The following is a 14178-nucleotide window of genomic DNA, read 5'->3' on the forward strand; positions in this document are numbered from 1 at the left end:
AATTAGAAAATAGTGACCCCTGTTGTGATTTTCCCGCCCTTTTTATGTAAAGCATTTTAATGATAGGCTTAAGTTTGCAAAAACTTTGAATTTGTTATTTTGCTCTAAACCACCTGTTGATTTTAGCTCATCTTTAAACAACCTTTTATACCGAATCAATAGAAAAACTTAATGATAGGAAAAACTGAAAACATATGCATAAATGACTCATCAAAAAGAGGTCTAGTCAAACCGGCTAATTATTCATACAAACGATTTTGATATAAATGATTTATATTCAATGATTTTTTTTACTACGCATTAGAAAGCAGGAAAATTTCCATATTCATCAATGACTTGAAATTTTATACAAAATTGCTCAGCCATTCGAAAATGGCTGAGCAAAATAATGACTTATTGACGAATGGATTGATTCAGTTTTTTAGCGAACTGTTGAAGATCAGCATGTTGGATGGTGGTTTTACCTTTACTGATGGCTTGGAATTGTTGCGCTGCGGTTTCCTGCATTTTGAGTTTTCCTGATGCTATGTTTTGGTCAAAGCGTTGCATAAACTCATCAACATATTCTTTCTCAGTCACAATATGATCACCGTTAGCATCGGTGGCAAAATATTGCTTATCTCGAGCAGTCAAATAATCTCCAAGCGTGACATAGTTTTTCCCTTGACCATACTGTGTAATGAATTCTTGTGTATTGCTTGGCATAGGCATCGAAATCGGTAATTTCACTCTAAAACCATCATGAGTTGCATTAGTGTTGTCTGATAATTTTGCATCCTCAGAATTGATCAAACCATCCTGATTTTTGTCAAACTGATTGAAGGTTTTTAGACCCGTTTCTTGAAATTCTTTCAAGGTCAATTTTTGATCTTTGTTGTTATCCAAAATACCGAAACGTACATGCGCCTGTTTTTCAGACATTTCACGACGCTGTTTAAGCAAGGGCTCTAAGCGTGCTTGCTCAAATTGAACAAACTGCTGTTGCGTAACTTTTTTATTTCCCTTAAACAATTCAACATAATCTTGAGGATATTGTTTAATCAAACTTGGAGTCGTTTGGTCTTTGTTGTTGGAGTGATAAAGCATATACAGTGCATATGCCTGCTGGTAAACATCCGCTTGCTCTACTGTTTCAGCAATGGTTGATACGGAACTGGTCATTGCTGTGATCGTTGCAATCAAGAGTGCCAATTTTTTCATGTTTATATCCTTAAATATACGTATTTGCTGGATTAAAAAAAACTTTCTAGCAGGTGATTAAAAAAAATTAATATTTAAATTCAATACTTGCAACGACATTACGACCAGGTTCTGCAGCACGGTCAATGATACTTGCCTGATTTGCGCCGGTAAGCGTACCGACTGCGGCATAGTCCCAATACGTTTTATCAAAGATATTATTGAAGGCGACATTCAACTTGGTGAATTTGTTGACGTTCCAATAAGCGGACAAATCAAAAACGGTGTAACCTGCTACATTTTGATATTTAATATCATCCTGATAAGACGTGACGTCCTTAGTTGCCATTCTTCCGCCAACTGCTGTAGCTGTCATCCCTAATCCAAATACTTTATTCGGATCATCATAAGCAAACGTCAAGCTTCCCTTTTCTGGTTGAACTGAATTCACACCACTTTTGCCGCCATTTTTATTTTTTGCTGAGCCTTTGGTTTTACCCGCAACCAATGCCAAGCTGTAGCCATCAGAGTTTGGAATAAACTGTCCTAAATCAATACGTGTAGACAGTTCACCTCCCCAAATCTGTGCATCAGCTAAATTCTCAGCTCTGTAGTAACCATAAGGATATTGTGGAGTCGTTCCATAGTTGTAATAGTCGATAAAATCTTTGTATTTGGTATAAAACCCTGTCACATCAAATTTGATACCATCAATTGATGTATTTCTTAAACCCAATTCAAATGCATCACTGGTTTCTTTTTTCAAGTTCGAATTACCAATGACGATATAACTCGGATTTCCAGGTGTGGTTTGATACACCCCGCCAATTTCTGTTGGAGATGGGATTCGATTGCCTCTCGAATATTTTAAATAGCTATAATTACTTGGCGTAAATTGATAGCTGGTTGAAAAGCTCGGAGATACATAGTTATAGTCTTTCGCCTGAACATCGCTATAAGACGTGATCTCAGGTCTAAATTCTTGGCGCTCTATACGGACAGCAGGTGTTAAAATTAAATCACGTCCCAGCACATCTAGACTAAACTCATCTGATGCATAAGCAGAGTAACGTTTCAATTCAGAGTTTAAGAGATAACCACCTTGATAAATACTTGAAATGGTTTGACCATTACGTAAGTCAACTTTAGTACTGGCATATTCTTTCTTATCTGCTGCAATACCATATTTTAGCTTTTGATTTTTAAACTCTTTTTTAGCATCTATTTTTAAGCCTGTATTTTTCTCTTTATAAGTTGTTGAAAAATCACGTGCAACTGTTGCACTGTTCATAAAGGCTGTCGCGGTATCGTTATTCGATTCCTGATACCATATTTTGCTATTCAACTGATCGAAAAGCTGGAAATCATTTGGTTTATAGGTATGTAGAATACTGAATTGTGTTCGATCAATATCTTGATGTTGTCTCGCATCACTTTTAAAATTAGAGAATAAGTTTGCAGCAATATCCTTTGTGTCAGTTTTTTTCTTATAATAATCAGCGGTAAAGTTAAGTTGATGTTGGTCGGATAAATTCCACAATAAACGTGTCAACACCGCATCTGAAGTCCAATCTGATGGAAATGCTGGAGTTTTTGAGTTTGGCTTGGTTTCATTCCCTTCACGATGTGCATAGGCAACAAGTGCTTTAACATCATCATTACCTACAGCCCCAGTGACGGATGATAACCACGCTTGGTCCGCAGAACTATAACCTGCTTTTACTGTCCCTGCGACTGTTTTACCATTCACCAAATAATCTTCTGGTGATTTATTTTTAAATGAAACTCGACCACCGATACCATCTGTGGAAACATCAGTTGTGCCTGAAACAATATCTACTGTGGTGAACATTTCTGGCTCAATATAATCTCGACCAGCACCACGTTTACTCATACTTTTTGGTGGTACATAAGTACTCACCGTAGCATCTGCTAAATCAACCCCATCGACATCCAAACCGATTCTGTTCGCATCTATACCACGGATGTTATAACTACTGGTTCCAGTTCCATCAAAAAATGTTCCGCCCCCTCCAACAGAAAATGGCGCATTTACCAAGGGTAAATATTTAACGATACCCGCCATGTCTGTGACGCCCGTTTGATCCATATTTTCTCGATTGATGGATGTCCGACTAACAGGTGCGTCATTTTCATACTGTGCATAAACTGTAATCGTAGCTAAAGAATTATATTGATTATCAGATTTGGATTTTTCTAAACGATGTTCTTCTGCAAAACTGCCTGAACTTGCACCTGCTGCCATCAATGCAAACAAACATAATGATAAATAACGCGGTTTTAACTCCAAACGGTGAGACTGAGCGGTTTGGTAAAGTTCAAAAGGATTTGCATTCATGCGGGAGAAGCCTTTTATTAAAATGATATTGATAATCATTAACCATGTGTATTTTTGCTTTAGCTCATCGTAAAAACTTGAGGTTATACAAATTACAAATAGACACACAACTTAATAAATGAGAATAATAATCAATTAGATTATTATTTACAATATGCATTTTTTATGTTTGAACTTCAAAATAAAGATAAGTCACTCAATTTTTTCACTTTAATCATTCATAAATACTAAACAAAACAACATTTTATTTAAAGTAATTTAAATATAATCACCATAATTTAAACATTAAAAATAACATCAACAGGATGTAAAACCAGCATATTTTTCGGAATTTGGGCAGTATCGCTGATGAATCTAGTATGCAATCACAATAAAATTGCTTGGCGCAAATTCGAATTTTCTGCTCAATGTTCTTTTATTACTCGCTGTTCTTCAATGGGTTGATTGTTTTTCACAAGCTCTAATAGCCAATCACTGAACACTTTGACTTTGGGCAATACATTATTTTTTAACGAAACGAGATAATAATGCTGTTCACATTTCAACTCCATGTTTTGAAATGGCATAATCAGTGCACCATTTTTTAAGTCATTTTCAATTAATTTTTTGCGTCCCATTGCCATCCCTAAATGATTTTTTGCAGCAGTCAATGCAAGGTCAGAACGATCAAAACTTAACTGAGCTAGATGTTCTATAAGAACGCGAAAATGTTGTGCCCAGCTATTCCATTCTTCTGTTCCTGTGCCATTACTCCATGCCTGACAATCATGCAACAATGTACAATCTTTTAACTTCTCTAAGTTATTGTTCAATTTAATCTTTTCAGCATACTCAGGACTGCATACAGGAATAATTGATTCATCCATTAAATATTGATAATTCAGTTGAGTAGAAGGTTGATGATCAAAATACAAGGCAAGATCAATTCCAGTACGCTGAAAATTCACATTTTCATTACCTGTCAAAATTGAAAGTTGAATATGGGGATAACGCTGAATAAAATCAGGCAAATGGGGTAATAACCAACACTGTGCAATTGATGGTCTTGCATAAAGGGTCAAAGCACCAACCAAAGACTGATTTTTTAATGCATTGATTTCACTATTTAATACATCTAGAGAAGACTGTAAAGCATCGAGAATCCGTGTTCCTTCAGGTGTAAGCTTCACTTTACGATGCAATCGTAAAAACAGTTTGATCTCGAGTTCTTTTTCTAACTGGTTTATTTGATGACTCACAGCACTCGGTGTTAAAAACAGTTCTTCTGCTGCCAAAGCAAAAGATTCATGCCGCGCTGCAACTTCGAATGTATAAAGCTTGGAAAGTTGAAAACCCGTTAGATTTTTATGTGCGTTGTTCATGCATTTTCCTTTAGACCTTGAATTAAACTTTTATGCAATAGCTGATTCTGTTTGGTGACCGACATTGATCATAGATCATTGATTTAAAATTAAAATATAGTCAAACCTCCTGATTATTCATATCTGTGATTTGATATTAATCATTTATTCCAAATGAGCTCTATATCGTTTATACGAATTTTTAGAAACTTTGGATGATTCGTATATTTTTCACTTTTGAATCATAGAGGGTCTTGCTATCGTGAGCTGACATGAATGTCGCCATGTAGAGCGGGGATAAATGAGCAAAAACAAAGCACTGCCTTGTTTGCAGCGCAAGAATACGATTCAACGAAAAATGGATTGATCAAGGTGAAGTATCGTCTACGTAAATCGATTTAAAGGTTAGCTATAAAGCGTGGCATTACAAGCTTTATATCATCAAATAAAATATCTATCGCATCTATTTTATTGATCTAGAAATTATATTGGCTCTATGAGTTTTTCAGCAAATTGATTACAAAACATCATCCCATTGTGTTCACTGTTCACATGAATGAGTTTAATGCATAGATCAAATTTCTTCGTTTGACAGATTTTTCAAATTTAACTTCAATAGCCCAATCATCAAAACTTGATCACACAAGCACATGCTACGGAAGTGATTTCGAAGTAAGTGCAAGATAATTGAAAACGATTGACTGATCTATGGCGACTTGCACAGATGATCTCAGGAATATTTTTATGGATGCTCAACATATTCACCAATTGATCACTCAATATCCTATTGTTGCTGATCTCATTTCGTTAAAAGAAACGATATGGTTCAATCCAAATTTTACATCACTTGCAGAGGGTCTGCCTTATGTTGGATTGACTCAAAAAGATATAGATGATGCTAGTGACCGCTTAACTCGTTTTGCCCCATATTTGATGCACGCCTTCCCAGAAACAAAGCCCTCCAAAGGCATTATAGAATCAGAACTGGTAAGCATTGCAAATATGCAACAACGATTAGAACAACATTATGGGCAATCAATACTAGGACAACTCTGGCTAAAGAAAGATAGCCATCTCCCGATCTCGGGTTCGATTAAAGCACGGGGTGGGATTTATGAAGTACTTTATCATGCTGAAAAACTTGCCATTCAAGCAGGGTTATTGACGTATGAAGATGACTATACAAAACTGGCTAGCCCAACATTTAAAACCTTTTTCAGCCAATACAGTATTGCTGTCGGCTCCACAGGAAATCTAGGTCTTTCGATTGGAATCATGAGTGCTCAACTTGGTTTCGATGTGACTGTACATATGTCAGCAGATGCACGCCAATGGAAAAAAGATAAATTACGCGCGCACAATGTGACGGTAATTGAGTATGCTGAAGACTATGGTGTCGCCGTCGAGGAAGGTCGAAAATCAGCGCAGAATAATCCAAATTGTTTTTTCATTGATGATGAAAACTCACAAACACTCTTCTTAGGTTATTCGGTTGCTGGACAACGTTTTAAAAAACAATTAAATGAAAAAAATATTCTTGTCGACCAAGAACATCCGTTATTTGTCTACTTACCCTGTGGTGTAGGTGGAGGTCCGGGTGGTATCGCATTTGGTTTAAAAATGGCATTTGGTGATCATGTGCACTGTTTTTTTGCTGAGCCGACCCATTCACCATGCATGTTGCTTGGTGTCGCGACAGGGTTGCATGATGAAATATCGGTTCAAGCATTAGGCATTGATAATATCACTGCCGCGGATGGTCTTGCGGTTGGACGAGCATCGGGTTTTGTTGGACGTGCCATGCAACGATTGCTGGATGGGTTTTATACATTGAGCGATGAAAGCATGTATCTCTTGTTAGGGCTGCTCAATGATTCTGAACAACTGAAATTGGAACCTTCAGCACTGGCAGGCATGCTTGGACCAATTTTGATCCATCAACAGCAAAACTATGCAACGCTCCATCAGCTTAGTCAAAAACAATTCAAAAATGCCAATCATATTATTTGGGGAACTGGCGGAGGTATGGTTCCTGAAGAAGAGATGGAAAAGTATTTGGCTGAGGCACATGCTTTAAACGATAAAGGATAGTACCACCGTTCTTTATCATTCGATTTGAGCACACAATGTGGGGCATATTCGATCCATGATTTCATTACCGGATATCCCCCCTTTATTATTTTTGAGATTGATTAAACAACTCCTTCATTTACCCGAAGCACTTGAGCATTTATCCAATTACAATAAATACAACTCAAATAAATTCAAGCTCTCCAGCCTCTTTCATTCATATCGTTTTCGCAATTGCATGAGCCAGTTGGAGTTCTTTAAAGAAATGTTTGCATAATTTCTAGACCAGTCATATTGAGCGTATCAATGTATTTATCCGAATGAATAAATTAAGCTAAACCCTCATGCTATTGAATAAATGTAGATTGTTCAGGTGAAATGCCAATCTTTACTTTGCTTTGCGCGACAATTTCAGATTCGTCTGTATCATTCGGATGAAAGTCAAAATGATAATAAGAGAAAAATTGAGGAATAAGCTTTCGATAGGACTGCATTGCAAAACCTGCAAACTTTACCCAAGACTTAATATTCCATAATTGCTTGTCTCTCGACATCAATACCATTTGATAGATATTTGAAAAAGCAGTAATCAGCACTAAACTAAAGGTGAAAATAGCGACTCGAGGAATATAGGCATCTAAACCTTTTCCATATAAATATTCGTACATATCATATGCCACAGCCTTATGTTCAGTTTCTTCTACACTATGCCAAAGCCATAAGTTACGAATTGTGGTGTCTGTCATTAACTCATTGACATTTTTCATCATTTCTACCACAAGAACTGCTGTGTAATGTTCCAAACCAACCGTAACCAATAGATTCCATTTTTTCGGAAAAATCTGCTCTATCGCTTTGAGTATTATCCCAGTCACCTTTTCTAAAGATTCAGGATCTAAACCATATTGTTGAGCGCTGACATGAAAAGCGTGATGTTCTTTAGAATGCATGGCTTCTTGACCAATAAATGCGCCAATATCACGGTCTAATTCTGGATTGCTTTTCACCTTGTCTCTTAATGCACGTACTGAGCGAACAAAATAAGACTCACCTTCTGGAAACAAAGTGGATAGACCTGTGAAGTAATGCGTAAAAGTTGGTTCATTATTACACCAATATTTAGGTATATCCTGAAACTCATAATCCATACGGCGTACTGGAAATGATGCAGGTATTTTTTGCTTTGATTTTTCTATCACTGCTGATGTAGACATGACTCACCTCAAGGATTTATCTAAAAATAACAAGTTCCAAAAAAGAACTTAAAAGTTAAAATAGTGAGCATCTTCTCACCTGTCAATCAGTTGAATGCCTGATCAACAGAGATTGTCCTTAAATGATAGCGCTGTTCCTATAAAGATAAACCGAATAGGGTCAAATGACATTGAGTCAAACATATCGTATTCACAGGCTTAATAGATTCTTCAATATTAAGATTAAAAAAGTGGAATAATATCTGATAAATCACATAAAATTGTTGATCTGTAAATATCATCATCCCCCTGCTTACTGATACAAGTGATTTAATGTCAATCATTCATCCCTAATAAACTTCATGCTTTTTATACAAAATTTTAGCAGCTTTTCTGATGCATTGATTTTGCACTTTTGAATCCTAGATCATCTTTCTATTTTGAGGTGATAGGGATAACGCTCTATTCAATTGGATCTAGGATCATCTATTTAAACTTTAGATGTGAGGCGAGACAATTAAAGTTGAATATCACTCAATAACTGATGTTACGCACTTGATTTAAATTAAGTAGGTGAAAAAGAAAAAGCTAAATTTACACGATGGAGTCTTACATCCAAAGTTTAAATTTATGGAATAGCCTTCGGCTCGAGGTACTTTTGTTTTGGCATGAGGAGCAAAGCTCCGCAAGGGCAACCATCTTGCGCAGCGACATCGCTGCTCACCGCAGAACTCGTTTACTATCGTCAAAATATTCAAAGTTTCGCAGAAACTTTACTTATTAGAAGGAGTCCTGCCTCAAGCAATTGCGGATGACGTTTTCGCGTATCCACATTCTTCTAGCTCCAAAATTTAATTTTAGAGTTACTGCGCAACATCAGTCAATAATATATATATCATTGATTTCATTATTAATAAAAATTATATTTTACTATTGAATTTTTCAACAGATTGAATAGCGAGCTAAAATCATTTCAAAATCAGCATCGCTATTCAGGAGTGAGGCAAAAGCTTTTAAAGATAAATTGTATATTTATTCAACAATAACGATTATGGCAAATCCAATTCAGCTCTCATTTTCAAAGTTTTTAACAATGCCTGATTACGGAGCAATTGCAGATTTTTATTACCGAGACTATTCACAAAGTGCTGAGTCGCATCATTCAGCATATCAATTTTTTCTTCAGTTAATGTATAGGGTTTCATATCAGCCCACCATTCTGACATTGGCTCACCTAAATGATGCATAGCCGCTTTAAATCCTTGTTGGTTTGCCAGTTGCATATTGAGATATGGACCAAAGATTGCCCAACGTAATCCAGGTCCATTGGTGATTGCAGTATCAATATCTTCTGCACTGCACACCCCTTCAGAAACCAAATAAAATGCTTCTCTCCAAATCGCAGACTGTAAGCGGTTCGCAACATGTCCTTTGACTTCCTTTTGGATCAAAATCGGCTTTTTCCCCAATGATTGATAAAACTCAAAAGTATCCTGTATATACTTTGTATGTGTTTTCTCGCCACCAATAATCTCTACAAGCGGTAATAGATGGGGCGGGTTAAAAGGATGTCCCAAAACTATTCGTTCGGGATAAACACAATCTTGTTGAATATCCGATATTTTTAAACCCGATGAACTGGACGCGATTATGGTATCTTCTGGACAATTTTGTGTGAGTTGCACATATAGTTGTTTTTTTAGATCAATTCGTTCTGGACCATTTTCTTGGATAAAGTCAGCATCTTTAACTGCCTCTGCAATATTTTGATAAAACCTTAAATTGTTCAAAAGCCCTGTAATATAACTTTCCGAATCACCCTGTTTGTGTTCTTCTAATTCAAATAGATCAAGTAAGTAGCTTTGAACTCGAGTCGTTAAATTGAGTTCCGCATCGGCGGCTGGATCAAATGCACTGACCTGAAATCCTTTACTCAGATAAAAAGCAGCCCAACTTGCACCAATTACACCCGTACCGATAATGGCAACTTTATTGACGGATTTCATATATACACTTCCTCTTATCCTTGAAAAATGTGGGGAATATCTTGATATTTAATAGTGAAAAATAATGCTTTTATAACGGCAAGACTCACTCGAATTTGTGGAGGAATTCATCCTCCACAAATAATGATGATGAATAAGCAGATCTTTCCGCAGCGATATAAACAGCTAGAAGGGATAATTATGATTGGATGAATATTGACATTATTGCGCTGTATAACCGCCATCCATCACCACAGCTTGCCCCGTGACGCCTGCTGCTTTTTCACTGGCTAGAAAAATTGCATAATCTGCGATTTCTTCAACATTGAGTAAGCGTTTTTGTGGCACCATGGCTAAAATAACGTCCTCAAGTGCGCTTGTTTCACTGACATTACGCGTTTTTGCCAAATCTTTTATTTGACCACGGACCAAGGGTGTATCTACATAACCCGGACATAATGCATTGACAGTAATACCATCTCGTGCAGACTCTAAAGCTGCCACTTTCGTTAAACCAATCACGCCATGTTTCGCGCTGTTATAACCTGCTTTTCCAGCAAAGCCGATTAGACCATTGATCGAAGCCATATTGATAATACGACCATACTTTTGTGCTTTCATGATTGGAAATACATGTTTAATTCCAATAAAAGAACCCACCAACATTACATTTAACAACTTTTGATAAATATCTGTTGGGAACTCTTCGATTGAAGCAACATGCTGAAAACCAGCATTGTTAATCAGAATGTCTAAACGCCCATAGGTCTTTTGCGTTAACTCAATCGCTGCAGCATAAGCATCTTCATTGGAAACATCACAAGGCGCAGATAAAGCGTCATATCCATCCTTTTGTAAAGCAAAAACGGCTTCATTGCATTTATCCGCATTCATATCTGAAATGACGACTTTTGCACCTTCAAGTGCGAACTTTTTAGCGATTTCAAGCCCAATACCACTTGCTGAACCTGTGATAAATGCAACCTTATCTTTGAGAAGTTGACTCATGTTTGACTCCCTGTGTTGCTTCTTCAATATAAACTTAGACAATACCAAACCATGTAAATGCTGCAATCGCAACAAACACCGCAATGGTTTTAATGATCGTAATGGCAAAAATATCTTTATACGATTGTTTATGAGTAAGCCCTGTTACGGCAAGTAAAGTAATGACTGCGCCATTATGAGGTAAGGTGTCCATACCTCCTGAAGCCATTGCGACGATACGATGCATCACCTCAGCAGGAATTCCCATTGCAGCGATTGCGGCATTGTACTGATCAGCCATTGCACTCAACGCAATACTCATACCGCCTGAGGCTGAACCTGTAATCCCTGCTAAAACAGTGGTCGTAACTGCACCATTGACCAATGGATTGGTAAAAGTATGTCCTAAAGCATGACTAATCACTGCAAAACCTGGCAATGCTGCAATGATGGCACCGAAACCATACTCAGATGCAGTGTTCATCACCGCAAGTAAAGAGCCACCAATACTTGCATTGACCCCTTCTTTAAAACTGGTGGATACACGGCGGTAATCAAACATAATGGCGGTCATAATACCCACGATTAACGCTAAACCGACCGCCCAAATCGCCGATGTTTTAGCGACATCCACAGTATAGTTCGCCAGTCCAATTGCATTAAAATCAAAGCCGTTCGGGTACCATTGTTTAATCGCGGTGGATAAATATTTATTCATCACAGCCACCAAAATCAATGGGACAAATGCCATAAATTGGCGTAGTCCAGAACCATTATCCTGTTGTTGAGATTGACTTTCGAATTGTTGTAATTCAGCCTCAGTCAATGTAATACCAGAAGTAAATCCATCACCATTGCGTGCAGCAACACGGCGACGCCATTCCAAATAACTTAAACCGACACCCAAAACAAAAATTGCCCCAATAATTCCTAAAAAAGGTGCGGCATAAATATTGGTTCCGAAAAATGTAGTTGGAATAACATTCTGAATCTGAGGTGTGCCCGGTAAGGCATCCATCGTAAACGAGAAAGCACCTAGTGCAATTGTGCCTGGAATCAAACGTTTTGGAATATTGGCTTGTCTAAACAATTGGTTTGCAAAGGGATAGACTGCAAAAACCACCACAAACAAACTTACACCACTATAGGTGAGAATCGCGCCTAGAAGCACAACGGTCAACATGGCATTTTTGGAGCCAATGAGCTGGACAATGGTTTTGGCAATTGATTCTGCAATACCAGACATTTCAACAACTTTACCGAAAATTGCCCCAAGTAAAAAAACCAGGAAATAATCTTTAATAAAGCCCACCATTTTTGGCATAAACACACCAGAATAAAATGGTAAAACGTTGGCTGGATTGATCAGTAAGACGGCAAATAAGGCACAAATCGGTGCCATGAGAATCACAGAAAATCCTCTGTAGGCGGTATACATCAACAGCCCGAGAGAAAGCAAAATTATACCCAGTTCCCACATATCTTTTACTCCGTCCTTAAAGCATATATGTCTAAATCCACCTTGTTTTTTATTTCAAATCATCACAAGGCAGTCCCATTCATTGATATGAATGAGTTATTCAATAAATAAAAATGGATAGTTAGAAAAATTAATTTCCATCAATACATTGAGCATTTATAAATCATCCAGATTTATAAATTGGAATATCCATATCCAAATTATCAATAAAACTATAATCCAAATTTTTAGGGATATTATTTGAAAATATTTATCAGTTAATATGAAAAGCTCATAAATTGAAGCAGATTTATTTTTGTGTTGACTTAATGGGTACTGATATAAAAAACAAAGTGTTAATTTTCAAGATCATTCATGAAAAAGTAGCCCATTCATTCTTTTACAAATTCAAGATTAGCTTGGTTTATCCATACACAATCAATATTTACTCACATAAAAATTAACTTAAACCATTAATAAAATTGAAATTTTATTAATCCATTGAACTCAGCTGATTGAGTAAACACAATATAATTTAAGTGCTTAAATGATTGGTTATACGATCAAAGATTCTGAGTTTAGCGTATCATAGTGCTAAAGATCAGTGAGGTAGAGTTATGACACTCAAACAATTAAAAGCATTTTTAGTCCTTGCCCGCACATTAAACTATGCCAATGCTGCCAATGAGCTTTGTTTGAGTCAATCCGCTTTAAGTTTAAGTATCAAAAGCTTAGAAGATGAACTTGGCGGAAAACTGTTTAAACGCAATACCCGTCGTGTCGATCTTACTGCGGAAGGAAATGCTTTAATCCCATTTGCCAAAAAGCTTTTAGCCAATTGGGAAGACATGGAAAGAGACGTTAAACAACGTTTTAAGCTGCATCGAGGGACACTCAATATTGCCTCTATGCCTTTCGCAACACATGCTATTTTACCCGCAGTACTCAACGAATTTAACAAGCATCATCCCAATATCAATTTTTCAATCCATGATATTCCCAATGAAAAAATTATTGAAAAAGTACAAGAAGGTATTTTTGAACTTGGTATTTGCTTTGAACCTCAACACAATGATCAATTAATTTTTAAACCCTTCTTCAATGAAGATTTTTTGGCATTGCTTCCTAAAGACCATGTACTCGCCAAACATCAATCAGTAACATGGCAAGAATTATGTTCGTATCCCTTTATAACACTACAAAAACCTTCAATCATTCGACATGTGGTTGAAGAAAAATGTGCTCAGAATGATTTAATTTTGGATTTAAAAATCGAGTGTCATCAAATCAGTTCTCTTTCCCATTTTGTGGCTTTTGGCATGGGTGTCAGTGCAATTCCACGGCATTTTCAAAATTATATCGACAAAGAAAATAACCTATTGATTGAAATTGAAGATGGACAAGTCAATCTTCCTGTAGGCGTGATTTATAAAAAAGACTTTGAACTCTCCAATATCTCCTCTCAATTTATCGAAACCTTGTTGGCATATCAGTTTTAAAGCTTCCTGCAAATCAATAAAATTCAATGTCTTTAACGAAAAATTAATGAGTTTTTCTCATTGAACATTTGAAAGAATCAATTTCTAAAATCATTTATGCAGTGCTA

The 14178-nt window shown here is 36.7% G+C and carries 10 protein-coding genes; 3 read left to right on the top strand and 7 right to left on the bottom strand.

Annotated features, from left to right (window positions below; all coding sequences use genetic code 11):
• Window positions 1-393: 393 nt before the first annotated feature.
• From TOL5_RS15855 to dsdC, 3 genes are all read right to left on the bottom strand, one after another.
• A complete protein-coding gene (locus tag TOL5_RS15855; RefSeq protein WP_198261619.1) occupies window positions 394-1200 on the bottom strand; it encodes a hypothetical protein in 807 nt (268 codons plus the stop codon).
• 67 nt (window positions 1201-1267) lie between these two features.
• Entirely contained in the window at window positions 1268-3538 is a 2271-nt protein-coding gene (locus TOL5_RS15860; protein ID WP_151781583.1) for a TonB-dependent receptor domain-containing protein, read from the bottom strand.
• A 404-nt stretch (window positions 3539-3942) separates the two neighbouring features.
• Window positions 3943-4899: a DNA-binding transcriptional regulator DsdC gene (gene dsdC, locus TOL5_RS15865; RefSeq protein WP_151781558.1), complete on the bottom strand. Its 957-nt coding sequence runs from the start codon at window positions 4897-4899 to the stop codon at window positions 3943-3945.
• A gap of 255 nt (window positions 4900-5154) precedes the next feature.
• Between dsdC and TOL5_RS22620 the strand changes: the two genes are divergently transcribed.
• Both TOL5_RS22620 and dsdA read left to right on the top strand, forming a co-directional pair.
• The gene (locus tag TOL5_RS22620; RefSeq protein WP_260525588.1) at window positions 5155-5280 is read left to right on the top strand and encodes a hypothetical protein; all 126 of its coding nucleotides are present in this window, start codon (window positions 5155-5157) and stop codon (window positions 5278-5280) included.
• 342 nt (window positions 5281-5622) lie between these two features.
• Window positions 5623-6969 (top strand): D-serine ammonia-lyase, encoded by a 1347-nt coding sequence (gene dsdA / locus TOL5_RS15870; protein WP_151781559.1) that lies wholly within the window; start codon window positions 5623-5625, stop codon window positions 6967-6969.
• A 326-nt stretch (window positions 6970-7295) separates the two neighbouring features.
• On the opposite strand, the gene TOL5_RS15875 is transcribed toward dsdA, so the two are convergent.
• The 4 genes from TOL5_RS15875 to TOL5_RS15890 form a co-directional block, all read right to left on the bottom strand.
• On the bottom strand, window positions 7296-8162 hold the full coding sequence (locus TOL5_RS15875) for a metal-dependent hydrolase (protein ID WP_151781560.1): 867 nt from the start codon (window positions 8160-8162) through the stop codon (window positions 7296-7298).
• 1028 nt (window positions 8163-9190) lie between these two features.
• Window positions 9191-10147, bottom strand: coding sequence for a 3-hydroxyacyl-CoA dehydrogenase NAD-binding domain-containing protein (locus TOL5_RS15880; protein WP_151781623.1), 957 nt, complete (start codon window positions 10145-10147; stop codon window positions 9191-9193).
• 201 nt (window positions 10148-10348) lie between these two features.
• Entirely contained in the window at window positions 10349-11134 is a 786-nt protein-coding gene (locus tag TOL5_RS15885) for a 3-hydroxybutyrate dehydrogenase (RefSeq protein ID WP_151781624.1), read from the bottom strand.
• A gap of 34 nt (window positions 11135-11168) precedes the next feature.
• The gene (locus tag TOL5_RS15890) at window positions 11169-12593 is read right to left on the bottom strand and encodes a GntP family permease (RefSeq protein WP_004828569.1); all 1425 of its coding nucleotides are present in this window, start codon (window positions 12591-12593) and stop codon (window positions 11169-11171) included.
• Window positions 12594-13189: 596 nt separating this feature from the next.
• On the opposite strand from TOL5_RS15890, the gene TOL5_RS15895 reads away from it, so the two are divergent.
• Window positions 13190-14071: a LysR family transcriptional regulator gene (locus tag TOL5_RS15895; protein WP_005030608.1), complete on the top strand. Its 882-nt coding sequence runs from the start codon at window positions 13190-13192 to the stop codon at window positions 14069-14071.
• Window positions 14072-14178 lie beyond the last annotated feature (107 nt).

This window comes from Acinetobacter sp. Tol 5, assembly GCF_019702905.1.
GTDB lineage: Bacteria > Pseudomonadota > Gammaproteobacteria > Pseudomonadales > Moraxellaceae > Acinetobacter > Acinetobacter bereziniae.